The sequence below is a fragment of the Allorhizobium sp. NPDC080224 genome, from assembly GCF_050281005.1.
In the GTDB taxonomy this organism is placed as follows: domain Bacteria; phylum Pseudomonadota; class Alphaproteobacteria; order Rhizobiales; family Rhizobiaceae; genus Allorhizobium.
Window position 1 is genome coordinate 268,596 of sequence record NZ_JBNNWJ010000002.1, and the last position, 21,360, is coordinate 289,955.

25 protein-coding genes are annotated in these 21,360 nt (G+C 60.7%); 16 read left to right on the forward strand and 9 right to left on the reverse strand.

Annotated elements, in window-relative coordinates; all coding sequences use genetic code 11:
- On the reverse strand, positions 1 to 915 hold the full coding sequence (locus tag ACQKP1_RS19555; protein ID WP_427276655.1) for a polyprenyl synthetase family protein: 915 nt from the start codon (positions 913 to 915) through the stop codon (positions 1 to 3).
- A gap of 138 nt (positions 916 to 1,053) precedes the next feature.
- Here ACQKP1_RS19555 and mtgA point away from each other — a divergent pair, with 138 nt between their 5' ends.
- The 4 genes from mtgA to ACQKP1_RS19575 all read left to right on the forward strand — a co-directional run bounded on the left by mtgA (position 1,054) and on the right by ACQKP1_RS19575 (position 3,385).
- Positions 1,054 to 1,794 (forward strand): monofunctional biosynthetic peptidoglycan transglycosylase, encoded by a 741-nt coding sequence (gene mtgA / locus ACQKP1_RS19560; RefSeq protein ID WP_427276656.1) that lies wholly within the window; start codon positions 1,054 to 1,056, stop codon positions 1,792 to 1,794.
- Positions 1,795 to 1,866: 72 nt separating this feature from the next.
- Positions 1,867 to 2,514, forward strand: a complete 648-nt coding sequence (locus tag ACQKP1_RS19565) for a glutathione S-transferase family protein (RefSeq protein ID WP_427276657.1) — start codon at positions 1,867 to 1,869, stop codon at positions 2,512 to 2,514.
- Between the two features lie 156 nt (positions 2,515 to 2,670).
- On the forward strand, positions 2,671 to 2,856 hold the full coding sequence (gene rpmF / locus ACQKP1_RS19570; protein WP_006724402.1) for a 50S ribosomal protein L32: 186 nt from the start codon (positions 2,671 to 2,673) through the stop codon (positions 2,854 to 2,856).
- A 133-nt stretch (positions 2,857 to 2,989) separates the two neighbouring features.
- Positions 2,990 to 3,385 (forward strand): hypothetical protein, encoded by a 396-nt coding sequence (locus ACQKP1_RS19575; protein ID WP_203018526.1) that lies wholly within the window; start codon positions 2,990 to 2,992, stop codon positions 3,383 to 3,385.
- A gap of 41 nt (positions 3,386 to 3,426) precedes the next feature.
- Here the strand turns inward: ACQKP1_RS19575 and phaR are convergent, their stop codons facing one another.
- Entirely contained in the window at positions 3,427 to 4,005 is a 579-nt protein-coding gene (gene phaR / locus ACQKP1_RS19580) for a polyhydroxyalkanoate synthesis repressor PhaR (RefSeq protein WP_006724404.1), read from the reverse strand.
- Positions 4,006 to 4,229: 224 nt separating this feature from the next.
- Here phaR and ACQKP1_RS19585 point away from each other — a divergent pair, with 224 nt between their 5' ends.
- From ACQKP1_RS19585 to ACQKP1_RS19595, 3 genes are all read left to right on the forward strand, one after another.
- Positions 4,230 to 5,411: an acetyl-CoA C-acetyltransferase gene (locus ACQKP1_RS19585; RefSeq protein ID WP_427276658.1), complete on the forward strand. Its 1,182-nt coding sequence runs from the start codon at positions 4,230 to 4,232 to the stop codon at positions 5,409 to 5,411.
- Positions 5,412 to 5,559: 148 nt separating this feature from the next.
- Positions 5,560 to 6,285, forward strand: coding sequence for a beta-ketoacyl-ACP reductase (locus tag ACQKP1_RS19590; protein ID WP_203018524.1), 726 nt, complete (start codon positions 5,560 to 5,562; stop codon positions 6,283 to 6,285).
- Positions 6,286 to 6,351: 66 nt separating this feature from the next.
- The gene (locus tag ACQKP1_RS19595) at positions 6,352 to 6,705 is read left to right on the forward strand and encodes a YunG family protein (RefSeq protein ID WP_246754030.1); all 354 of its coding nucleotides are present in this window, start codon (positions 6,352 to 6,354) and stop codon (positions 6,703 to 6,705) included.
- 214 nt (positions 6,706 to 6,919) lie between these two features.
- Here ACQKP1_RS19595 and ACQKP1_RS19600 read toward each other — a convergent pair whose 3' ends face one another.
- From ACQKP1_RS19600 to ACQKP1_RS19610, 3 genes are read right to left on the reverse strand one after another with little or no spacing between them, the layout of a single operon-like run.
- Positions 6,920 to 7,174, reverse strand: a complete 255-nt coding sequence (locus ACQKP1_RS19600; protein ID WP_006724409.1) for a glycine zipper domain-containing protein — start codon at positions 7,172 to 7,174, stop codon at positions 6,920 to 6,922.
- 41 nt (positions 7,175 to 7,215) lie between these two features.
- Entirely contained in the window at positions 7,216 to 7,368 is a 153-nt protein-coding gene (locus tag ACQKP1_RS19605; protein WP_082511155.1) for a DUF3309 family protein, read from the reverse strand.
- A complete protein-coding gene (locus ACQKP1_RS19610; protein ID WP_427276659.1) occupies positions 7,301 to 8,377 on the reverse strand; it encodes an alpha/beta fold hydrolase in 1,077 nt (358 codons plus the stop codon). The genes ACQKP1_RS19605 and ACQKP1_RS19610 overlap by 68 nt, the downstream gene beginning before the upstream one ends.
- A gap of 348 nt (positions 8,378 to 8,725) precedes the next feature.
- Here ACQKP1_RS19610 and ACQKP1_RS19615 point away from each other — a divergent pair, with 348 nt between their 5' ends.
- The 4 genes from ACQKP1_RS19615 (at position 8,726) to ACQKP1_RS19630 (ending at position 13,660) form a co-directional block, all read left to right on the forward strand.
- Positions 8,726 to 11,764 carry a helicase-related protein gene (locus tag ACQKP1_RS19615; RefSeq protein WP_427276806.1) on the forward strand — a complete coding sequence of 1,013 codons (3,039 nt, stop codon included), beginning with the start codon at positions 8,726 to 8,728 and terminating at the stop codon, positions 11,762 to 11,764.
- On the forward strand, positions 11,764 to 12,174 hold the full coding sequence (locus ACQKP1_RS19620; RefSeq protein ID WP_427276660.1) for an RNA-binding S4 domain-containing protein: 411 nt from the start codon (positions 11,764 to 11,766) through the stop codon (positions 12,172 to 12,174). The genes ACQKP1_RS19615 and ACQKP1_RS19620 overlap by 1 nt, the downstream gene beginning before the upstream one ends.
- A 192-nt stretch (positions 12,175 to 12,366) precedes the next feature.
- The gene (gene fdxA, locus ACQKP1_RS19625) at positions 12,367 to 12,705 is read left to right on the forward strand and encodes a ferredoxin FdxA (protein WP_006724415.1); all 339 of its coding nucleotides are present in this window, start codon (positions 12,367 to 12,369) and stop codon (positions 12,703 to 12,705) included.
- Positions 12,706 to 13,087: 382 nt separating this feature from the next.
- The gene (locus ACQKP1_RS19630; protein ID WP_054150347.1) at positions 13,088 to 13,660 is read left to right on the forward strand and encodes a CarD family transcriptional regulator; all 573 of its coding nucleotides are present in this window, start codon (positions 13,088 to 13,090) and stop codon (positions 13,658 to 13,660) included.
- 134 nt (positions 13,661 to 13,794) lie between these two features.
- Here the strand turns inward: ACQKP1_RS19630 and ACQKP1_RS19635 are convergent, their stop codons facing one another.
- The 3 genes from ACQKP1_RS19635 to ACQKP1_RS19645 form a co-directional block, all read right to left on the reverse strand.
- Positions 13,795 to 14,532, reverse strand: coding sequence for a Bax inhibitor-1/YccA family protein (locus tag ACQKP1_RS19635; RefSeq protein WP_203018514.1), 738 nt, complete (start codon positions 14,530 to 14,532; stop codon positions 13,795 to 13,797).
- Positions 14,533 to 14,709: 177 nt separating this feature from the next.
- Positions 14,710 to 17,256, reverse strand: coding sequence for an ABC transporter permease (locus ACQKP1_RS19640; RefSeq protein ID WP_427276661.1), 2,547 nt, complete (start codon positions 17,254 to 17,256; stop codon positions 14,710 to 14,712).
- A complete protein-coding gene (locus ACQKP1_RS19645; RefSeq protein ID WP_427276662.1) occupies positions 17,253 to 17,966 on the reverse strand; it encodes an ABC transporter ATP-binding protein in 714 nt (237 codons plus the stop codon). The genes ACQKP1_RS19640 and ACQKP1_RS19645 overlap by 4 nt, the downstream gene beginning before the upstream one ends.
- A gap of 74 nt (positions 17,967 to 18,040) precedes the next feature.
- Here ACQKP1_RS19645 and ACQKP1_RS19650 point away from each other — a divergent pair, with 74 nt between their 5' ends.
- The gene (locus ACQKP1_RS19650; RefSeq protein ID WP_427276663.1) at positions 18,041 to 18,688 is read left to right on the forward strand and encodes an arylesterase; all 648 of its coding nucleotides are present in this window, start codon (positions 18,041 to 18,043) and stop codon (positions 18,686 to 18,688) included.
- 66 nt (positions 18,689 to 18,754) lie between these two features.
- On the forward strand, positions 18,755 to 19,348 hold the full coding sequence (thpR, locus tag ACQKP1_RS19655; protein WP_203018508.1) for an RNA 2',3'-cyclic phosphodiesterase: 594 nt from the start codon (positions 18,755 to 18,757) through the stop codon (positions 19,346 to 19,348).
- Here the strand turns inward: thpR and ACQKP1_RS19660 are convergent.
- Positions 19,297 to 19,755 (reverse strand): low molecular weight protein-tyrosine-phosphatase, encoded by a 459-nt coding sequence (locus tag ACQKP1_RS19660; protein WP_427276664.1) that lies wholly within the window; start codon positions 19,753 to 19,755, stop codon positions 19,297 to 19,299. The two genes, thpR and ACQKP1_RS19660, sit on opposite strands and share 52 nt — an antisense overlap.
- A gap of 28 nt (positions 19,756 to 19,783) precedes the next feature.
- Here ACQKP1_RS19660 and ACQKP1_RS19665 point away from each other — a divergent pair, with 28 nt between their 5' ends.
- The 3 genes from ACQKP1_RS19665 (at position 19,784) to ACQKP1_RS19675 (ending at position 21,303) form a co-directional block, all read left to right on the forward strand.
- Positions 19,784 to 20,086: a 4a-hydroxytetrahydrobiopterin dehydratase gene (locus tag ACQKP1_RS19665; RefSeq protein WP_427276665.1), complete on the forward strand. Its 303-nt coding sequence runs from the start codon at positions 19,784 to 19,786 to the stop codon at positions 20,084 to 20,086.
- Positions 20,087 to 20,155: 69 nt separating this feature from the next.
- Complete coding sequence (locus ACQKP1_RS19670) at positions 20,156 to 20,536, forward strand: YkvA family protein (RefSeq protein ID WP_203018501.1); 381 nt, start codon at positions 20,156 to 20,158, stop codon at positions 20,534 to 20,536.
- Positions 20,537 to 20,799: 263 nt separating this feature from the next.
- Entirely contained in the window at positions 20,800 to 21,303 is a 504-nt protein-coding gene (locus tag ACQKP1_RS19675; RefSeq protein WP_203019837.1) for an invasion associated locus B family protein, read from the forward strand.
- Positions 21,304 to 21,360 lie beyond the last annotated feature (57 nt).

Genomic DNA, 21,360 nt, shown 5'->3' on the forward strand with positions numbered 1-21,360 from the left:
CTATTTCTTCCTGTAGGCGATGAAATGGGCGGCTTCCTTGAGCGGTTCGGCCTGTTCGCCGTAGGGCTCAAGAAGGGCGTTTGCTTCGGTGACCAGCCGGTCGAGCTCGGCGCGGGCCCAGTCGGTGCCTTTGAGGCCAACCAGCGTCGCCTTGCCCTTGGCCGCGTCCTTGCCGGTCGCCTTGCCGAGGGTTGCGGCATCCGAGGTGATGTCGAGCAGATCGTCGGCCAGCTGAAAGGCGCGGCCGATGATTTCGCCGAAGCGGCGCAGGCGATCGCGGTCTTCCGCCGCCCGGCCTGCAATGATCGCGCCGGCTTCGCAGGCGAAGCGCAGAAGCGCGCCCGTCTTCATGGCCTGCAGCATCACGATGCCTGCTTCGTCGGGCTGATCCGTCTCGGCAGCGAGATCGAGCATCTGACCGCCTGCCATGCCGCCAACCCCGGCTGCGCGGGACAGTTCGAGCACGAGGGCCACCTTGGCTGCGTCGGGCAGGGGTGTTTCCGGTGAGGCGATGATGTCGAAGGCATAGGTCAAGAGGCCGTCGCCGGCGAGGATCGCGGTTGCTTCGTCATACTGCTTGTGAACCGTCGGCTTGCCGCGGCGCAGGTCGTCGTCGTCCATGGCGGGCAGGTCGTCATGAACGAGCGAATAGCTGTGCAGGCATTCAAGCGCGCAGCCGACCTGCAGGGCAGCCTCTTCGCTTCCGCCGAAGAGGCGTGCGGATTGCATCACCAGATAGGGCCGAAGGCGCTTGCCGCCATTCAGGGCGCCGTAATGCATGGCCTCGATCAGGCGCCGGGGGCGGACGACTTCCGCCGGACGCGGCGTTGCGTCCAGAAGGATGTCGAGCCTCGCCTCGACGAGCGTGGCGTGGGTATTCAGGCTTTTTTCAAAGGCATCGGCGCTCTTGGTCATCACGGCTATTTGGCACGCTACCCCTGGTCAGGCAACGGGAAATTGAGCCGGGGAAAGAGGCGGATGCGCTCAGCCAGACTGGTCATTTGCCAAGAGGGCGGCTATGAGGGTCCATCATCGATCACGGACCCCACTTCATTGACACTGGAAGTCGAGGCATTGGAGCAAGACGAGAAGTTTGTGCCCGAGGAGAAGCGGCGGCGCCGGCCCCGGATCGTCCGGGCCGTGTTTATCGCGCTCTTCCTCTTCCTCGCCGCGCCTTACCTCCTGATTTTGCTCTACCGGCTGGATTTCGTCCGGCCTGTCTCGACGCTGATGCTTGCGGATCTCGTCACCTTGCAGGGCTATGACCGCCGCTGGGTGGACTTCGAGGATATCTCGCCGAATCTCGTTCGGGCGGTGATGATGTCGGAGGACGGCCAGTACTGTAATCACGGCGGCGTGGACTGGGCCCAGCTGCAGTCCGTGATCGACGACGCAATGGCGGGCGAGGCGACGCGCGGTGCCAGCACGATCCCCATGCAGACCGCCAAGAACCTTTTCCTCTGGAACGGGCGCTCTTTCATTCGCAAGGGCCTCGAACTGCCGCTGGCGCTGGTGCTGGATGCCGTCTGGCCCAAGCAGCGGACGATGGAGATCTACCTGAACATCGCCGAATGGGGCCCAGGTATCTACGGCATCGAAGCAGCCGCGCAGTACCACTTCAAGACGTCGGCCGCCGAACTCAGCCGCCAGCAGGCAGCCCTTCTCGCCGTGTCGCTGCCCAATCCGATCGACCGTGTCGCGAGCAAGCCGGGGCCGGGTCTGAAGCGTCTGGCGGGGGTCGTCGAACGCCGTGCGCGCGCCTCGGGTGATTACATCACCTGTCTTTATGGCTGAGATCAAAAGCTTTCGTTGGCCGGAACCGCTGCCGCGCGTCTAGGATCGCTTCTTGATGACACGGAGCGCGCCATGGACGACTTGATCCTCTACATCGCCAACAAGAACTACTCTTCCTGGTCGTTTCGACCTTGGATCGCGATGACCGCCGCCGGCATCCCGTTTCGCGAAGAACTGATCCCGTTCGGCCCGGGTGCGACGCATCCTCAATTCCGCGCGCTATCGCCGACCGGCAAGGTCCCGGTGCTGCATCACGGCTCTGTCCGTGTCTGGGAATCGCTCGCGATCATCGAATATGTCGCCGAGCTCTATCCCGATGCCGGGCTCTGGCCTGCTGATCGCGAGAGCCGGTCGCTTGCGCGTTCCATTTCGATGGAAATGCTGTCCGGGTTTCGGGCCTTGCGTGGCGCCTGCCCGATGAACCTGCGGCGGCCCGTGAAGGCGATCCCGCTGCCCGCGGGCGTGACGGCCGATGTTGCGCGCATCGAGGCGATCTGGCGCGATATGCGGAAACGTTCGGGCGGACCCTTCCTGTTCGGGGCCTTTTCCGCGGCCGATGCCATGTTCGCGCCGGTGGTCAATCGCTTTGCAGCCTACGATCTGGTCAGTGACGCCGAGACAATCGCCTACATGGATGCCATGCGGGCGCATCCGGCCTGGCGTGCCTGGGAAGTAGCAGCGCTGGCCGAGGCTTGGATCGTGCCCGAAGACGAGGCCTGAACGGGCCTCGCTTAGATTCGAAAAAAGTGTCCTGGGGTCTGGTCAAACCCCCTTCGGGCATGTATAAGCCCGCCAAATTCCGAGATCGAGACAGGTTCTGTCCGGCCTCATCGAGGCCGCATAAACCCGTCTTGTCCGTCACGTGGAGTAACGAAAATGGCTGTACCGAAAAGAAAAACAAGCCCGTCCAAGCGCGGTATGCGCCGCTCTGCTGACGCGCTGAAGGCATCGACCTATGTCGAAGACAAGAACTCCGGCGAACTGCGCCGTCCGCACCATATCGATCTGAAGACCGGTATGTATCGCGGCCGTCAGGTTCTGACGCCGAAGGAAAGCGCATAATTTCAGCGCTTTGACTGACTGTTTCGAAGGGCCGGCGCTTGCGCCGGCCTTTTCATTTGTCATTAGGCATAGTTAAATCGCGCCGCGCCCGCCGCGGAGCCGGTCGGGATCGCCGTGCAAGGAAGGATTCCGGATGCTGATTGCCGTGCCGCTGATGATCGTTCCCTTCATCTTCTACAACGCCGTGATGCTGGGAAGTGGGATTGCCGCCTTCTCGAGCGTGATCATGACCGTACCGATGCTGTCGGGTGCCGTCTGGACAATGACGCTCGGCGATCTCGTCATCCTGTCGGCGCTGATTGCCCTGTTCTTTGAGGTGTTGAAAGCAACGCTGAGCACCCGCGGATCGCTGATGAACCACATGTTTTCCATGGTGGTCTTCATCGGCTTCCTCGTCGAATTTCTGCTCGTGCGCGATGCAGCAACGCAGCTGTTCTTCAGCCTGATGGTCATCGCCTTCATCGACGTCGTCGCTGGCTTCACGATCTCCAACCGGGCCGCCGGACGGGACGTTTCGATCGGGCTCTGATCCGGATACGAAAAAGGCCCCATCCGGGGCCTTGTCCTGAATCAGAGGTTGTCGAGCTTGTTCTGCAGGGAGCGCAACTGCTCCTTCAATTCGTCGATATCCTTGGCTTCCGCCTTCTTGGTTTCCTTGGCCGGCTGCTGGCCGCCGAGGAAGGGCGAGAACATCTGCATGGCCTGCTGGAACATCTCGGTGTTGCGCTTGACCTGCTCTTCCATCAACTGGATCGGCATCTGCAGGTTCTTCGACAGCGGATGGTCGCCGAAGGCCTTGGTCATCTGCTCGCGCATCTGGGTCTGCTGTTCGGTGAAGGCCTTCATCGAATGTTCCAGGAAGCTCGGGACGACCATTTGCATCTGGTCGCCATAGTAGCTGATGAGCTGGCGCAGGAAGGAGATCGGCAGCAGGGTGTTGCCGGTCTTGGATTCCTGCTCGAAGATGATCTGGGTCAGGACGGAATGCGTGATGTCGTCACCGGACTTGGCATCCTGCACCACGAAATCCTCGCCCTTCTTGACCATCTTGGCCAAGTCCTCAAGGGTGACGTAGGTGCTGGTCCCGGTATTGTAGAGGCGTCGATTGGCGTACTTCTTGATAACGATTTCGCCATCGGCTTTGGCCATTTCAGTCTCCTAACCCGTCGTTTTTCGATTGTTTTTGCTCTTCCCGAAGTCAAGTGTAAGCGCAAATTCAGTCCGGTGACAATCTCTTTGTGCGATGCAGGATCGGCATTTGACGAAAGACAGGAAAGCGCAACCAAAGAACGAGAATGCCGGGCTTATCTTGTTTGACACCGGCGGCAGTCTTTGTCAGTTTCTCCTCAATCACAAAACCCGAGGAGACCTCCATGAGCACCCCGTCCATCGTTATCGCGAGCGCTGCCAGAACCCCGGTCGGATCTTTCAACGGGGCGTTGTCATCCGTCGCAGCGCATGATCTCGGCGCCATCGCCATCAAGGCCGTGCTGGAGCGCGCCGGCGTCGATGCCGCGGAAGTCGACGAAGTCATTCTCGGGCAGATCCTCACCGCAGGACAGGGCCAGAACCCGGCTCGCCAGGCAGCGATGAAGGCCGGCATTCCGCAGGAGGCGACGGCCTGGGGTCTCAATCAGCTTTGCGGTTCGGGCCTGCGCGCGGTCGCCATCGGCATGCAGCAGATTGCCACGGGTGACGCGAAGATCATCATCGCCGGCGGGCAGGAATCCATGTCCATGGCGCCGCATTGCGCACATCTGCGCAACGGCACCAAGATGGGCGACATGAAAATGGTCGACACCATGATCAAGGACGGCCTCACCGATGCCTTCTACGGCTATCACATGGGTACGACCGCCGAGAATGTCGCCCGGCAGTGGCAGTTGACCCGCGACGAACAGGACGCCTTTGCGCTCGCGTCGCAGAACAAGGCCGAGGCCGCCCAGGTCGCCGGTCGTTTCAAGGATGAGATCGTTCCGGTCATCGTGCCGGGCCGCAAGGGTGATGTGACCGTCGATCAGGATGAATACATCCGCCTCGGCGCGACGATCGAAAGCATGCAGAAGCTGAAGCCTGCCTTCGACAAGGAAGGCACGGTCACCGCCGGCAATGCCTCCGGCATCAACGACGGTGCCGCTGCCGCCCTGCTGATGACCGAGGCCGAGGCCTCGCGCCGTGGTGTGGCGCCGCTCGCCCGTATCGTCTCCTGGGCAACCGCAGGTGTTGATCCGAAGATCATGGGCACCGGCCCAATCCCGGCTTCGCGCAAGGCGCTCGAAAAGGCCGGCTGGAAGATCACGGATCTCGATCTCGTCGAAGCCAATGAAGCCTTTGCGGCACAGGCCTGCGCCGTCAACAAGGATCTCGGCTGGGATACTTCGATCGTCAACGTCAATGGCGGCGCAATCGCCATTGGTCATCCGGTCGGCGCGTCCGGTGCCCGCATTCTCAACACGCTGCTGTTCGAGATGAAGCGTCGCGGCGCCAAGAAGGGCCTTGCCACGCTGTGCATCGGCGGCGGCATGGGTGTCGCCATGTGCCTCGAGGCATTCTGATCCGGCCTCTTCGAATGGCGGCCGCTCGCCCTTGACCTGACGAATTTCCGTCCCGGCTCTCCGCCGGGGTGGCCAAGTCATGCCGGCGCGACGGGAACGCGGCGGTGATCCAGATGGGAACCCATAGAAAAAGAACGGGGAGGACAGCATGAGCAGAGTAGCTTTGGTGACTGGTGGCACACGCGGCATCGGTGCGGCGATTTCGGTCGCCTTGAAGAATGCAGGCTACAAGGTTGCGGCGAACTTCGCCGGCAATGAAGAAAAGGCCAGGGCCTTCGAAGCCGAGACCGGCATTCCGGTGTTCAAATGGGATGTCTCCAATTACCAGGCCTGCGTCGATGGCATCGCTGCCGTCGAGTCGGCACTCGGACCCGTGGAGGTGCTCGTCAACAATGCCGGCATCACCCGCGACGCGATGTTCCACAAGATGACGCCCGAGCAGTGGGGCGAGGTGATCAACACCAACCTCACCGGTCTCTTCAACATGACCCACCCGGTCTGGACAGGCATGCGTGACCGCAGCTTCGGTCGCGTCATCAACATCTCCTCGATCAACGGCCAGAAGGGCCAGATGGGGCAGGCCAACTATTCCGCGGCGAAGGCCGGCGATCTCGGTTTCACCAAGGCGCTCGCCCAGGAAGGTGCCGCCAAGGGCATCACGGTCAATGCCATCTGCCCGGGCTATATCGGGACCGAGATGGTTCGCGCCATCCCGGAAAAGGTGTTGAACGAGCGCATCATTCCACAGATCCCCGTCGGCCGTCTTGGCGAGCCCGAAGAAATCGCCCGTTGCGTCGTGTTCCTCGCCTCTGATGATGCAGGCTTCATCACGGGCTCGACCATCTCCGCCAATGGTGGTCAGTTTTTCGTGTAAGTTCCGTGAGAGGTTTCGACTTCAAGGCCGGCCTTGCGCCGGCCTTGTTCGTTCTTGGGAAGTGCCATGGTTTATTCGGCTGTCGATCTCGCTCATTTTGCCGAACGCCTCGCAAAAGCTTGGTCGCGCGAGACCTCCAGCCTTTGGTCGTTGGACAATCCGGCGAGGGGCCAGTGTGGCGTCACCAGTCTTGTCGTCCAGGATGTGTTTGGCGGTCAGATTTTGAAGACCCCCCTTCAGCAGGGGCTCCACTTCTACAACCTCATTGACGGGCAGCGCTTCGACTTCACGTCAGACCAGTTCGCTGATCCAATCGGCTACCAGGATCTGCCCTCGGATAGGGAAGAAGCAATGTCCGAGACCAATCCGGGACAGTATCGCGCCTTGTGCGGAAGGCTCGGGCTCCCTGTTAACAGCTGAACGCTGCAACGGTGCGCGAAACTCTTAATATCCACCGAAGTCTATGGTTAACCAATTGTTATTCCACCATATGTAGCAGTGAACAAACCAGGAAGACTGGCGAGTCCGCGATTCGTCGTTGATTCGTTCCGGCTTTGGTCGAGAGGTTAATGCGGCAACGAAAAAGCCGCCGGACGGTGACGTCCGACGGCTTTCTTTTGGGATGAGGCAGCTGTTAGCGGCAGCGCGCTTCGTAGGTGCGGCCGTTGCGGTCGCGATACACGCAGTAGCCAGAGCGTTCCTGCGAGTTGCCGATCAGCGCGCCAGCAACGCCACCCACGCCTGCGCCGATCGCCGCGCCGCGGACATTGCCGGTTGCTACACCGCCGATGACGGCGCCAGAAGCTGCGCCGATACCGGCGCCGCGTTCCGTGGCTGTGCAGGATGCGAGCGGGGCGATCAGTGCGAGTGCCAGAAGGGTCTTTTTCATCGTCCTATACCTTTTCACGTAGAGTTGGATTTCACTTCAGGTCAAATTCGACCCATCAACATCAGGATGATGAGGATGAGCAGTACGAGGCCCAGACCCCCGGACGGACCGTAGCCCCAGCCGCGGCTATAGCCCCAGCTCGGCAGAGCGCCGATAAGAAGCAGAATTAGAATGACGATGAGAATTGTACTCATTTGGACCCTCTCCTGAGCCTGGATGAAAGATAGTTTGTTGTGCCGTTTGAACGCGACCGGAGACAGATTGTTCCGTCCGACGAAGACCGAGACCCATCAGGCGGAACAGATCGGCTGCGGCCTTTCCAGCGGAAACGGTGATCTGGCGCTGTCGCTTTTCCTCGATCGTCGCCATGCCATCGACAAACGCGCTGATGATCCCCGCTGTCATTGTCTGATGCTCCACCATCGGCAGATGGCCGCAATTGCGCAGGAGTACGGTCTGCACCTGCGGCAGGAGCTTCGACACCCGTAACTGGTGCGCCGAAGGGACGATCGCGTCCTCGGCTCCGACGATGTTGAGCACCGGCCGATGAATCTCGGACAGGTCGTTCACCAGGGTGGTTGCGGACATGAAGCGAATGCAGGCGGCGATGTCCTCGGGCCGGGCTTGCTGCAGTTGCAGCCGCACATCTTCCATGGCCGCCACGGCGCGTTCGTTCTGCCAGGGGCAGTCCTTGTCGAAGACGCATTCGATCGATCCCCAGCGAAATTGCTCGCTGGTGGAGATCCAGCGCCGGAAGAACTGACGAAACAGGAATGGTCCTACGCGCGGCACCCGCAGCAGTTTGGCCGGCAGCCGTTCCTGGCCTTCGAAACGGCCGCATGCAAAAGCGCCGATCAGAACGATCGACTTCACGAGTTCAGGATAATGCCGGGCGATCAGGAGAGACACGAAGCCGCCGGTCGAATGGCCGATCAGCGTCACCGGCCTGCCGCCGAAGTCTCGGCGGATCGCTTCTGCATAGGCGGAAGCGACGGCTTCGGGCGTGATCGCCTGGCCTGGCTCGGATAGTTTCCAGGGATGATGTCCTGGCAGGGCGTAAGCGGCACTGCGTGCCCGCCGCACGACATCAGGGGAATAGGTGCGCCAGAAGGACGGGGCCATGACCATGCCGTGGATCAGGACAAAGTCCTGAGGCAGGTCGTTCTCTCCAATCCATTCGGCGGGCGGCGGGGACAATGTCATCAGGTTTCACCTCGGCGGCGCAACGTAACGGCCTTCGCAATTGTTCCATCTGCGTCGCATCTCTCGAAGCCGGTATTCGATCTGCTGTCATCTTAGGCCAGAACCGGGCCGGAACCCGGCCGGGAACAAAGCCTGAATCTGTCGGAGTCATCGATTCGTCGCTGATTCGTTCGCAGCCTGTTCCGGTCACGCAAGGCTCTGATCGGACTCAGCTTTCTGCCGAATTCTGGGATGAATGCATCAAGCGCCTTGCCTTTGCCCTCCTTCGTCGCCATGTGTTGGCCGAGGGTGCCGGTGTGCGGAAAAGCGCGGTCCCGACTAGCGGAGCGGTCTTTGAATACGCAACCCATGATCCTGAGTGGCCGCGGCGTCAGTGCTGTGCTGGGGCCAACCAATACCGGCAAGACCCATTTCGCCATCGAACGCATGGTCGCGCACGGGTCTGGCATCATTGGTCTGCCGCTGAGATTGCTTGCACGAGAGGTCTATACGCGCGTAGTCGAGCGTGTCGGTGCGCAAAACGTGGCGCTCGTGACAGGTGAGGAGAAGATCAGCCCGCCGAAAGCGCGCTTCTCCGTTTGCACGGTCGAGGCGATGCCGCGTGAAACCAAGGCGGCCTTTGTCGCCATCGACGAGATACAGCTCGCGGGCGACCTGGAGCGCGGGCATATCTTCACCGATCGTCTGCTGCATCTGAGGGGGCGCGAGGAAACGCTGCTTCTCGGTTCGGCGACGATGAAGTCGATCCTCATTCAGCTCTTGCCCGGGATCACCATCGTCGAGCGGCCCCGCCTGTCGCAGCTTTTCTATGCAGGCCAGAAGAAGATCACGCGTCTGCCGCAGCGGACAGCCATCGTCGCGTTCTCCGCGGAAGAAGTGTATGCGATTGCCGAGCTGATCCGCCGCCAACGGGGCGGGGCGGCCGTCGTGTTGGGCGCTCTAAGCCCGCGGACGCGCAATGCCCAGGTCGGTCTCTACCAGGAAGGCGATGTCGAATACCTAGTGGCGACCGATGCCATCGGCATGGGTCTCAACCTCGATGTCGACCATGTCGCCTTTGCGCAGGATCGAAAGTTCGACGGCTATCAGTTTCGCAACCTCAATCCGGGCGAGCTCGGCCAGATCGCGGGTCGTGCCGGGCGTCATATCAAGGATGGCACGTTCGGCGTGACCGGACGGGTGGCTCCCTTCGACGAAGAGCTGGTCGAACGGCTGCAAACGCATCAATTCGATTCCGTCAAAGTGTTGCAATGGCGGACTGAAAAATTCGATTTCTCGTCGATTGCTGGCCTGCAGAGAAGCCTTGATGCGGTGCCGCGTGTCGAAGGATTGACGCGCGCGCTGCCGGCGACTGATCAGCAGGCGCTGGAATATCTTTCGCGCTATCCCGAGATCGCCGACATCACCGATCGGCCCGAACGGGTGGAAAAACTCTGGGAAGCCTGCGCGCTGCCCGACTATCGGCGCATTACGCCTGCACAGCATGCTGATCTGATTCAGAGTCTGTATTTTGATTTGGTCAGGCGGGGCACCGTCAACGAGGACTTTCTCGCCGAGCAGGTGCGCCGATCCGATCGCACCGATGGCGAAATCGATACACTGTCGGCGCGGATCGCGCAGATCAGAACGTGGACCTATGTGTCGAACCGGCCCGGCTGGCTTGCCGATCCGACACACTGGCAAGAAAAGACGCGGGAAATCGAAGACCGATTGTCCGATGCGTTACATGAACGGTTGACGAAACGCTTTGTTGATCGCAGGACATCTGTGCTCATGAAGCGCTTGAGAGAGAATGCGATGTTGGAAGCTGAAATCAGTGTGAACGGCGATGTCTTCGTGGAAGGTCATGCCATGGGACAACTTGCGGGGTTCCGGTTCACGCCGATCTCCGGCATGGAGGGCCCGGACGCGAAGGCCGTTCAGGCTGCCGCCTACAAGGCGCTGGCGCTCGAATTCGAGGCGCGCGCCGCGCGCCTGCACGCTTCCGGCAATAATGATCTTGCCATCGGCTCGGACGGTCTCGTTCGCTGGCTGGGCGATCCGGTTGCGCGTCTGATCGGGACGGATCACATCCTGCATCCCCGTGTCATCCTGCTGGCCGATGAACAGCTGACCGGCATGGCCCGGGATCACGTTGCTGCCCGCATCGAACGTTTCGTCAATCACCATATCTCGACGGTCCTGAAGCCGCTCGACGATCTGTCGCGCGCCGAAGACCTGCAGGGGCTTGCCAAGGGGCTGGCCTTCCAGCTGGTCGAAAATCTCGGCGTTCTGTTCCGCCGTGATGTCGCAGATGACGTCAAGACCCTCGACCAGGATGGCCGCGCATCGATGCGCCGTTATGGTGTGCGCTTCGGTGCCTACCACATCTTCATGCCGGCCCTTCTCAAGCCGGCGCCGGCAGAACTGATCACGCTCCTCTGGGCGCTGAAGCATGATGGTCTGGACAAGCCGGGTTACGGCGATCTGATCCCGGTATTGGCTGCCGGCCGCACCTCCGTCGTCACCGATCCGAGCTATGAGCGCATGTTCTACAAGCTCGCCGGCTTCCGGTTCCTCGGCAAGCGTGCAGTGCGTATCGACATCCTCGAGCGTCTCGCCGATCTCATTCGTCCGCTGCTGCAGTGGAAGCCGGGTTCGCCGGCGCGTCCGGACGGTGCATATGACGGTCGTCGCTTCACAACGACGACTGCAATGCTGTCGATCCTCGGTGCGACCCCCGATGATATGGAAGAGATCCTGAAGGGTCTCGGCTATCGTGCGGATAGCGTCTCTGCGGAAGAGGCCGCCGCTTTCCTGGCGGCGCAGACCGGCTCTACCCCCACGGAGGCCGCAGCTGCCGAAAAGAGCGAAGACGACAGCGTCGACGATGCCGATCAGGCTGGCGAAACGGCGAGCGAAGGTGAAGCCCCTGCGGCCGTTGCCGAAGAGCAGCCCGCAGCAGCAGCGGAAGATGCCGCCTCGGCGGAGCAGCCTGCCGAATCCACCGAGCCGAAGCCGGTTCTTCTCTGGCGTCCAGGTGGCCGTAGCGACAATCAGCGTGGCACCGGTCGTCCGGGTGGTGACCGTCGTCCGCAGGGTCAGCGTAACGCGGCTCCCCGTGAAGGCGGCGAGGCGGGTGGCGAGAAGCGTGGCGAAGGTCGTCGTGACGATCGGCGCTCGGACAATCGTGGCGAGCGTCGTGATGACAATCGCGGCAAGTTTGCCGGCAAGGGCGACCGCCAGGATCGTGGCGACCGCAAGGACCGTGGTCCGCGGCCGGAGCGCGACAACAACAAGTCGCAGCCGGCACGCTTCGAGGCAAAGCCGCCGCGCAAGGAGAAGCCACTCGACCCGGATTCGCCCTTCGCCAAACTCGCGGCTCTCAAGGAGCAGCTGAAGAAGTAATGGACGACAAGCAGCCACCAAGCGGTTCGCGCCAGCGCATCGACAAGTGGCTGTTCTTCGCCCGTGTGGCAAAATCACGCAGCCTCGCGCAAGAGCGGGTGGCTGCCGGCCATGTCAGTGTCAACGGGCAAAAGGTTCGTCAACCCAGTCATCAGCTCAAGGTCGGCGACCGTCTCGATATCGCCATGCCCGAGCGTGACCTGGTGCTGGTCGTGAAGTTGCCGGGTGAGAGGCGTGGTCCTTACCAGGAAGCGCGGCTCCTTTATGAGGATCTTACGCCGCCGCACGAGAAGAAGCCTTTCAGTCCATCCGAGCCGGGCGTCAGAGCCCCAGGGGCGGGGCGACCGACCAAGAAGGAGCGCCGGGCGCTGGATGATCTGCGCGGCGAGCCGGATTGGTCTGCTGATTAGAAAATTTCTACAAAGGCGCCCGAATTGAGGGTGTTTATCCTTGCCTTGGCAGGGATTCCGCATTAGCTCACTTGCCGTCCGACAGAAATTTCCGGTAGGGCGCGGGCCGTTCCAAACGGGGTCGTATTCCCGACGGAACCACCCACGTTCGTCTTTCTCCTGCCATTCGAGAACGCCATCCTGGAGTGCCGCATGACCTATATCGTCACCGATAACTGCATTCGCTGCAAATACACCGATTGTGTCGAGGTCTGCCCTGTCGACTGCTTCTATGAAGGCGAGAACTTCCTCGTCATCCACCCGGACGAGTGCATCGATTGCGGCGTGTGCGAGCCCGAATGTCCTGCCGAGGCGATCAAGCCCGATACAGAGCCGGGGCTGGACAAGTGGCTGAAGATCAATGCGGAATACGCCAAGATCTGGCCGAACATCACGGTCAAGAAGGACCCGATGCCGGAAGCCAAGGAAATGGACGGCGTTGATGGCAAGTTCGAGCAGTTCTTCTCCGAGAAGCCGGGCTCCGGCGACTGAGACCTTTCTGCCCGTGGGGTGAGATGGAATCCTGCCCAAAATTCCATCACTTGGCGTCAGATTCGCCGTCGCGTGCGCCATGATTGTGGCGCACTGCACTAAAATATTGATTTCCTCGTCTTTTTGTGATAGCTTCCTGAAACTGTTCCACTTTGCGGCATAGCTATGCCCTGAACCATCACGAAAGCAAATTCACCACCGCGCGATATACGTGACATCGGCGACACTTTTGTGTCGTGTCTCAGTCGCGACGAGGGTGACGTTTGATTGTGTCGCGGACTGGATCAGGACGACAAGTTTCGTAACCTCGTCGTCTCATCCGGGCCTGACCGACCCGGCGCCGGCATCACGCCGGGAGCAAAACAGGGAGTATTTGAATAGAATGACGACCCAGCAGAAGAAGACTTCCTCGGCACGCCACGGCTTCAAGACCGGCGAGTCGATCGTATACCCTGCCCATGGCGTGGGTACCATCACCACCATCGAAGAGCAAGAAGTCGCCGGCATGAAGCTCGAGCTTTTTGTCATCGATTTCGAAAAGGACAAGATGCGTCTGAAGGTTCCGGTTGCCAAGGCCGTGAGCATCGGGATGCGCAAGCTGTCCGAGACGGATTTTGTCGATCGCGCGCTGAAGGTCGTTCAAGGCAAGGCTCGCGTGAAGCGTACCATGTGGTCGCGTCGCGCTCAGGAATATGATGCCAAGATCAATTCCGGTGACCTGATCTCCATCGCTGAAGTCGTTCGCGACCTCTACCGCGCCGAGAACCAGCCGGAGCAGTCCTACTCCGAGCGTCAGCTCTATGAAGCTGCTCTCGATCGCATGGCACGCGAAATCGCTGCCGTGAACAAGATGTCCGAGACGGAGGCCGTTCGCCTTGTCGAGGTCAACCTTGCCAAGGGTCCCAAGCGCGGCAAGACGATCGAAGAAGACGATACCCAGGAAGAAGCGGCGTAAGTCGTTTCGACACCGTCATCAAAAAACCTCCGGCGAAAACCGGAGGTTTTTTTGTGGCTGACTTGTTCGGTTCAGTCGCCAGGGCAAAGAAAAACCCCGCCGAAGCGGGGTTTCCCAAAGACTGCCTTTAACCGTCAGTTCCGGTTTCCAAGGAAACGCAGAAGGAACAGGAAGAGGTTGATGAAGTCGAGATAGAGACGCAGGGCGCCCATGATGGCGTTGCGGCCAGCCATCTCGCTGGAATTGCTCTCGTGGTAGGACTCCTTGATCGACTGCGTGTCATAGGCGGTCAGACCGGCAAAGATCAGCACGCCGATCACCGAGATCGCGAAGTCGAGGGCCGAGGAGGCCATGAAGAGGTTGACCAGCGAAGCGATGATCAGACCGAAGAGACCCATCATCAGGAATGAGCCCATCGCCGACAGGTCACGCTTGGTGGTGTAGCCGTAAAGCGACAGGGCGCCGAAGGAGGCGGCCGTGACGAAGAAGGTCTGGACGATGCTTGCTCCCGTATAGATCAGGAAGATCGACGAAAGCGACAGGCCCATCATCGCGGCATAGACCCAGAAGGTCGTCTGTGCGGCTGCGACGCTCATCTTGTGGATCCTGAAGCTCAGGAAGAAGACCATGGCGACCGGTGCCAGGATGACCACCCACTTCAGCGGGCTCAGGAAGATCGCCTGGCCAAAGGCCGTAAGCTGACCGCCTGATACTGCCAACTGGAAGGTAGCGAAGGCTGCGATACCAGTGATGGCGAGGCCCAGTGCCATCAGGTTGTAGACCTTCAGCATATAGGCGCGCAGACCTTCGTCGATCATCGTGGCCGACTGGGTCTGGCCCTGACGGCTCTGATAGTTGCGAAGTTCGGACATGTTTTCCTCTCTCAAAGCTTCGAAAATGGACAGCGGAGCCCGGATTGGCTCCCGCGCCGCTGCGAAGCCCAGCATGCGTGCTTTCAATATGAGAGGTTCCCGTGTCTACGACAAGGGCCACAATCTTAAATCGCCGTAATACTGCAGGCGGCGGGGCAAGGCCCGCCGCTCTTGGCCTCAAAGCTCGCGAAGAACAGGAGCGGCTTTCTGCCCGAGGATGCGCCAGGTTCCGGCGAGCCCGATGCCGATCGTGACCACCAGCGCTATGACAAGGGTCATCGCGGCCACATCGGGCAGGAAGCTGGACGGCAGTTTCATGATCTGGCTGAGCACGAACCATGCGATGCCGCCACCGGCAATGAGCGCGAAGATCGCGGTGGCTGCGCCGAGCAGCATGTACTCGTAGGTGAAGGCGCGGATCAGCATGGCGCGGGTCGCCCCCAGCGTCTTCAGGATCACGGCGTCATGGGTGCGTGCCCGGTTGCCGGCTGCGAGCGCCCCCGACAGAACCAGCACCGATGCAATCAACGCGATGGCAGCGGCTGCACGGATCGCCGTTGCCAACTGTCCGACGAGGCGATCGACGACATCGAGCGCATCCTTTACCCTCACGGTCGTGATTGTCGGGAACTGCTGCGTGACCGATCGCAGGATCGAGGCTTCCTCGGCGGCGGTCGCATCCTGGTCGATCAGCGTCGCCAACCAGGCATGGGGAGCGCCGGCAAAGGTGTTCGGCGAGAACACCATGACGAAGTTCATCGACAGGCTTTCCCATTCGACGGTGCGGAAATTGGCGATCTTCGCCGTGATGTTGCGCCCGAGCACATTGATGGTGATCGTGTCGCCGATCTTCAGTCCCAGTTCGCGCCCTTCCTGCTCGGCGAAGGAAACGAGAGGCTCGCCTTCATAGCCGTCGGCCCACCACTCGCCTTCGGTCAAGGTGCTGTTTTCCGGCACGTTTCGCGCATAGGTCAGACCGCGATCGCCGCGCAAAACCCAGCGCCCTTCCGGTGGAACCTCGACCTTGGCGACATCGGTGCCGTTGAGCTCGACGATGCGGCCGCGCAACATCGGTACCTCGATCAGCTTGCCCTCGGGCGCCATGCCTTCAACGAGATTGCGGAAGCCGTCGATCTCGCCGCTCTGGATGTCGACGAAGAAGAAGTTCGGTGCCCTTTCCGGCAGATTGCCGGTCAGTTCTCGCCGCAGATTGCCATCGATCAGCGCCAGCGCCACGAGCAGGCTGAGGCCAAGGCCGAGCGACAGGGTGACTGCAGGGGTCAAAGCGCTCGGGCGGTGAATGTTGCCGACCGCAAGCCTGAGTGCCGCCGAATTGATGCGCGGGCTGCGTTTCGCAAGCCAGGCGATGCCCATGGCAACCACACGGAGCAGCACAAATCCAGCCGCCATGGCGCCTAGGAAGATCGTCGCGATCCGCTGTTGTTCGGAGGTGAAGATGGCAAGAGCTGCCAATGCGGCAAGCGCCAGAGCCATGGCGAGAAGGTAAGGCCAGGAGGGCAGGCCTGACGCCTCAAAGCCCTGCTCGCGGAACAGGGCTGTCGCCGGCACCTTGCGGGCATGGCCCAGCGGCAGGATGGCAAAGGCAAAGGTGACGAGCATGCCGAAGAGGGCCGCGAGCAGAAGGGCGCGTGGGTAAAGCGTCGCTTCGGCGGAGATCGGCAGGATGCCGGAGAGATAATTTGCAACGATCGGGGGTGCGATTGCGCCGAGGACCAAGCCGGCGAGAATGCCGACGGACGCCACAAGCGTGATCTGGATCAGATAGACCATGACAACGACCGAGGCGGGTGCGCCGACGCATTTCAGTGTGGCGATCACGGTTCGCTTGGAATCGAGGAAGGCGCGAACGGCATTGGCAACGCCGACGCCGCCAACCACGAGCGCGGTCAGGCCGACCAGGGTCAGGAATTGCGAGAAGCGCTCGACATTTTCAGTCAGGGCAGGAGCTGCCCGATCACTGCTGCGGATCGACCAGCCTGCCGTCGGATATTCGGCTTGAGCGCGTTCGCGAATGGCTTGCGCCGACGGTGCGGGGTCAGTGTAGCGGATCTTGTAGGCGTGTTCGACGAGGCTGCCGGTCGCCACGAGGCCGCTGGCGAAGAGCCCTTCGCGGCTCGTCAGAAAGCGCGGCGCAAAACCGAAGCCATCGGATATAGCATCCGGCTCGGTGACGATGGTGCCACTGATCCTGAATCGGCTATTGCCGACCAGCAGTTCGTCGCCGACCTTCATATTCATCCGCTCAAGCAGGAGCGGGGCGACAACCGCGCCATAAGCGCCATTGTCCGCAACGAGCAATTCGGAAAGTGGCTGGTCGGGGTCGGCGATCAGTCTGCCATAGAGCGGATAAGCCTCATCAACGGCCTTGATTTCGACGAGCGACTGATCCGATCCGTCGGGCAGGCGCGCCATGGAGCGCAGGTTGGTGGTGACCGAGACAGTGCCGAAACCTTCGAGGAAGGCCAGTTCGTCCGATGTCGCCTCGCGATTGTCGAGTTCGAAGCGAACGTCACCTGCCAGAAGCGTCCGTCCCTCCGAGGAAATCGCATTGGTGATCGCCGTCGAAACGGAGTTCACGGCTGCGATCGCGCCAGTGCCAAGTGCAATGCAGGCGAGGAAAATGTAGAAGCCGCTCAGGCCGCCACGCAGTTCGCGCAGAGCTATACGGAAAGCGATGGACAGACGGGTGCCGAAGGACGTCATGCGGACACCGAAGCGAGACGGGTCTGCTCGGTTCGGCTGTCGCCGGCGATGCGGCCGGATGCCACCTTGATCTGCCGGGTGCAGCGGGCGGCAAGCGACGGATCGTGCGTGACGAGGATCAGTGTCATGCCGCGTTCCTGCTGCTTGGAAAACAGAAGGTCGGCAATCTGCCGGCCGGTCTCCGTATCGAGGTTTCCTGTCGGCTCATCGGCGATCAGAACAGCCGGCGAGGGAGCCAATGCACGTGCGATTGCCACGCGTTGCTGCTCGCCACCGGACAATTGGCCGGGATAGTGGCTGAGACGCTCGCCGAGACCGACAGATTCGAGTTCCTTGCGTGCGATGTCGAAGGCGCCCTTCACATTCGCGAGTTCCAGGGGAACGGCGACATTCTCGAGCGCCGTCATGTTGGCAATCAGGTGGAAGGACTGGAAGACGATGCCGATGTTCTTGCCGCGGAAATCGGCGAGCCGATCCTCGCTCAGCGTGTGAAGCGGCGTGTTGCGAACGTGGATCTCGCCGCTGTCGAGGCGTTCCAGTCCGGCCAGCACCATCAAAAGCGTCGACTTGCCGGAGCCTGACGGCCCGACGATACCCACGGCTTCGCTCTCCGCGATCGACAGGTCGATGCTCTTCAAAACGTGAACGGAGGCTGCGGCTTTGCCAAGGGTGAGATCGGCGCTTTTCAGTTCGATGATGCTGTTTCTCACACTCATCCATCCTATATCTGCGGGACTGAAGCTTCGCCGCACTGCGGCATTCTTGCCAATCTAGGGAAGCCACCATGACATTTAAAGCAGCGCTCCTTCATTTCGCCGTGATCCTGCTGGCCACCTTTGCCGGTCCGCGGATTGCTGCGGCCGAACCGCTCCAGCTTGTGGGCCTCGGTGACAGCCTGATGGCAGGCTATCAATTGCCTCAGGAAGACGCCCTGCCGGCCCAGCTGCAGCGCGAGCTTGTGGCCAAGGGACATGACGTCGTGATCAGCAATGCTGGCGTGTCCGGGGACACGACTTCGGGCGGTCTTTCTCGCGTCGATTGGTCGGTGCCAGAGGGGACCGACGGCGTTATCTTGGAATTGGGCGCCAACGACGCACTGCGCGGTATTCCGCCGGAGCAGACCGAGAAGAATCTGGAGCAGATCATCATCCGGCTTAAAGAGCGCAATATCCCGATCCTGCTCGTGGGTATGCTGGCGCCGCCGAATATGGGTGATGACTACGGCCAGAGGTTCAATGCGATCTATCCACGGCTTGCCGAAAAGTACGCCCTGCCGCTTTACCCCTTTGTGCTCGACGGCGTCATCACCGAACGCAGCCTCCTGCTCGACGATGGAATGCATCCCAATACCGAGGGGCTGAAGCTCATGGCCGAGCGCATGCTGCCCCTCGCCGAATCTTGGGTGGCCGGCATCAAGGGGCAGGCAAACTAAACGCTTGCGCCTGATGTCATTGCATGATTCGCTGTGAGCACCTGCAAAAGATTCGGGGAGCGCTCCATGCCGAGATTGTTCACTGCCCTCGAAATTCCCCGCAGCGCCGCAATGAGCCTCTCATTGCTGCGCGGTGGTCTCCCCGGGGCTCGCTGGATCGATGTGGAGAATTACCACATCACGCTGCGCTTCATCGGTGATGTGGATGGCCGGACGGCGGACGAAGTCGTCGACAGGCTCGATCGGATCGAGCGCCCCGAGTTTTCCCTGAGTTTGAACGGTATCGGTTCCTTTGGTTCGAAGAAGCCGCATTCGATCTGGGCGGGTGTTTCTCCGGCTCCGGAACTCTTCGCGCTGCAAGGAGAGATCGAGCGCATTTGCCAGCGCATCGGCTTGCCGCCGGACCCGCGCAAGTTCACCCCGCATGTGACGCTTGCCCGCTTGAAGGCCTCACGCCTCGATGACGTCGTTCACTACCTGAGCGGTCGCGGCAACTTTCATACAATGCCATTCGGCGTTGGACGCTTCGTGCTCCTGTCGTCCCGGGAATCCGTCGGCGGCGGTCCCTATCTCACCGAGGAGATTTTCCCTCTCTATGAGACGGGTGGCTACTCGAATTTCGAGACGACCGCGCTGCAGCCCGAAAAAAGCATGCTGTAGACCCGCTCGAAATCTTCGATTTGACCGTAGTAGGGGTCGGGCACATCTTCTTGTGTCCCGAATGCTAGCTCGGCGAAGAGATGCAGGCTGGCTGTCGCGTTTTGCGGTCGAAGCGACTGCAGCCTGGCCAGATTGCTTCTGTCCATGGCGACCACCAGATCGAACCTGTCGAAGTCCTGCGGCTGCACCTGACGGGCTCGCTGCCGGGAGATGTCGATCCCGTTTGTCGCCGCGACCTTGATTGACCGCCGATCCGGTGGATTGCCGACATGCCAGTTGCCAATTCCGGCCGAGGCGATCACGGGCTTTTCGCTGGTCCCTGCTGTGAGGTGGCGGTAGATTCCTTCCGCCAGGGGTGACCGGCAGATGTTGCCTAGGCAGATGAAGAGAATGGATGGTGCCGGCATCGGTTGATCCAGAAGGAGGGGTTCCAGGATGAAATACGAAAAACTGGACGCGGCGTCCATTGCGGCACGTTTGGGAGAGGTGCACGGCTGGACGCTGGGGCGTGATGGCGCCGCTATTGAAAAACACTTCGTCTTTCGCGATTTCCGCCAGGCCTTCGGCTTCATGACGGAATGTGCGCTGGCTGCGGAAAAGCTCGATCATCACCCGGAATGGTTCAACGTCTACAAGAAGGTCGATGTGACCCTCACCACTCATTCTGCCGGCGGTGTGACGGAACTCGATTTCAAGCTCGCCGTTCTCATGGATCTGGCGGCTTCCCGGACTGGGTGACGGTGATTGAAATTTCAGGCTGCCATTCACATATGATTGATCGGGTCCGAACGAAAGGATCGATGGGCTATGGATGACGTGAAGATCGGTGAGATCCTGCTTCCCGGCGATGAGAAGACGCAGGAGAAACAGGAGGCGAAGGTTCGTAGCCGTTTCTGGCCGACCTTCAAAAAGGCTGCCCGGCAGATACCGTTTTCGCGGGATCTTGTGGCCGCTTATTACTGTGCCACGGACCGTGAGACACCTTTTCGCGTCCGGGGAATCCTGCTGGCTGCACTCGGATACTTTGTCCTGCCGATCGACATGATCCCTGACATGCTCGTTGTGGTCGGCTTCACGGATGACATCGCTGTGCTGACAACGGCAATCGCCTTGATCAACAGGCACATCAAGGATCGGCACTATGATGCTGCCGATGCGGCGCTCGCTGAACATGAGTTGCCCGCCTAAACGATTTTGTGGCTGCTCTGGTCTCCAGACAGCCCAACTCTTGCCTTTTTCTTTCCTTCTACATCGTCGGCAGGACCGAGGTCCCAAAACCGTTTTATGCCGGATTTCGGGGCGCCAGACGGAATGTCGACACCGAATGTGACAACAAGGCGTGCGTCGTTCATCGTTTGGTAAGGTAAATTAAGTCAAACTGAACACAGGTTTTGACGATGAGCGCCCGGTCGCATGGCTGGGTGATGGATGGAAACAACCGGCAGGAAGACATGTTCGTAAGAAGTAGCGTAACCGCACTGGCAATCCTCCTGGCGAGCAGCGGGCTCGCCAACGCGCAATCGCCCACGCGAATCGAGCAGTTCAGGGCCTGGGGTGCCTACTCCTACAAGTCGAATGGCGGCACCGTGTGCTACGTGCTTTCCGTTCCGACGGCGAAGGAGCCGGCGAGTGTCAATCATGGCGACATCTTCTTTGTCGTCTCGCAGCGCCCGGGTCAGAACATCTCGTATGAGCCGCAGGCTATGATGGGTTACCCGATGAAGGGCGACTCCAAGGTCAATGTGACGATCGACAACAAGAACTTCGTGCTGTTCGTCAAGGACAGCTCGGCATGGGTTGAAAACGCAGCCGAAGAACCGGCACTCGTTGCCGCCATGAGGGGCGGGTCGACCATGACCGTCAAGGCGACTTCGGCTCGTGGTACGGCCACAAGCTACACCTATTCGCTTTCGGGCATCTCTGCCGCGCTGCAGAAGATCCAGAACTGCAGGTAAGTCTGCATTGCCTGTTTGGTTTGGGGAGGCCGGCGCAACATCGCCGGCCTCCTTCAT

What these genes read in the sequence shown, in the direction of transcription:
- ACQKP1_RS19615 (WP_427276806.1), top strand. Translation starts at nt 8,726, where the DNA reads ATGATCCTGAGTGGCCGCGGCGTCAGTGCTGTGCTGGGGCCAACCAAT.
- thpR (WP_203018508.1), top strand. Translation starts at nt 18,755, where the DNA reads ATGCCGAGATTGTTCACTGCCCTCGAAATTCCCCGCAGCGCCGCAATG.
- ACQKP1_RS19665 (WP_427276665.1), top strand. Translation starts at nt 19,784, where the DNA reads ATGAAATACGAAAAACTGGACGCGGCGTCCATTGCGGCACGTTTGGGA.
- ACQKP1_RS19630 (WP_054150347.1), top strand. Translation starts at nt 13,088, where the DNA reads ATGACGACCCAGCAGAAGAAGACTTCCTCGGCACGCCACGGCTTCAAG.
- ACQKP1_RS19620 (WP_427276660.1), top strand. Translation starts at nt 11,764, where the DNA reads ATGGACGACAAGCAGCCACCAAGCGGTTCGCGCCAGCGCATCGACAAG.
- ACQKP1_RS19605 (WP_082511155.1), bottom strand. Translation starts at nt 7,368, where the DNA reads ATGAGTACAATTCTCATCGTCATTCTAATTCTGCTTCTTATCGGCGCT.
- ACQKP1_RS19675 (WP_203019837.1), top strand. Translation starts at nt 20,800, where the DNA reads ATGTTCGTAAGAAGTAGCGTAACCGCACTGGCAATCCTCCTGGCGAGC.
- ACQKP1_RS19660 (WP_427276664.1), bottom strand. Translation starts at nt 19,755, where the DNA reads ATGCCGGCACCATCCATTCTCTTCATCTGCCTAGGCAACATCTGCCGG.
- ACQKP1_RS19555 (WP_427276655.1), bottom strand. Translation starts at nt 915, where the DNA reads ATGACCAAGAGCGCCGATGCCTTTGAAAAAAGCCTGAATACCCACGCC.
- ACQKP1_RS19590 (WP_203018524.1), top strand. Translation starts at nt 5,560, where the DNA reads ATGAGCAGAGTAGCTTTGGTGACTGGTGGCACACGCGGCATCGGTGCG.
- phaR (WP_006724404.1), bottom strand. Translation starts at nt 4,005, where the DNA reads ATGGCCAAAGCCGATGGCGAAATCGTTATCAAGAAGTACGCCAATCGA.
- ACQKP1_RS19650 (WP_427276663.1), top strand. Translation starts at nt 18,041, where the DNA reads ATGACATTTAAAGCAGCGCTCCTTCATTTCGCCGTGATCCTGCTGGCC.
- fdxA (WP_006724415.1), top strand. Translation starts at nt 12,367, where the DNA reads ATGACCTATATCGTCACCGATAACTGCATTCGCTGCAAATACACCGAT.
- ACQKP1_RS19610 (WP_427276659.1), bottom strand. Translation starts at nt 8,377, where the DNA reads ATGACATTGTCCCCGCCGCCCGCCGAATGGATTGGAGAGAACGACCTG.
- ACQKP1_RS19640 (WP_427276661.1), bottom strand. Translation starts at nt 17,256, where the DNA reads ATGACGTCCTTCGGCACCCGTCTGTCCATCGCTTTCCGTATAGCTCTG.
- ACQKP1_RS19670 (WP_203018501.1), top strand. Translation starts at nt 20,156, where the DNA reads ATGGATGACGTGAAGATCGGTGAGATCCTGCTTCCCGGCGATGAGAAG.
- ACQKP1_RS19565 (WP_427276657.1), top strand. Translation starts at nt 1,867, where the DNA reads ATGGACGACTTGATCCTCTACATCGCCAACAAGAACTACTCTTCCTGG.
- ACQKP1_RS19595 (WP_246754030.1), top strand. Translation starts at nt 6,352, where the DNA reads ATGGTTTATTCGGCTGTCGATCTCGCTCATTTTGCCGAACGCCTCGCA.
- ACQKP1_RS19600 (WP_006724409.1), bottom strand. Translation starts at nt 7,174, where the DNA reads ATGAAAAAGACCCTTCTGGCACTCGCACTGATCGCCCCGCTCGCATCC.
- rpmF (WP_006724402.1), top strand. Translation starts at nt 2,671, where the DNA reads ATGGCTGTACCGAAAAGAAAAACAAGCCCGTCCAAGCGCGGTATGCGC.
- ACQKP1_RS19635 (WP_203018514.1), bottom strand. Translation starts at nt 14,532, where the DNA reads ATGTCCGAACTTCGCAACTATCAGAGCCGTCAGGGCCAGACCCAGTCG.
- ACQKP1_RS19575 (WP_203018526.1), top strand. Translation starts at nt 2,990, where the DNA reads ATGCTGATTGCCGTGCCGCTGATGATCGTTCCCTTCATCTTCTACAAC.
- ACQKP1_RS19585 (WP_427276658.1), top strand. Translation starts at nt 4,230, where the DNA reads ATGAGCACCCCGTCCATCGTTATCGCGAGCGCTGCCAGAACCCCGGTC.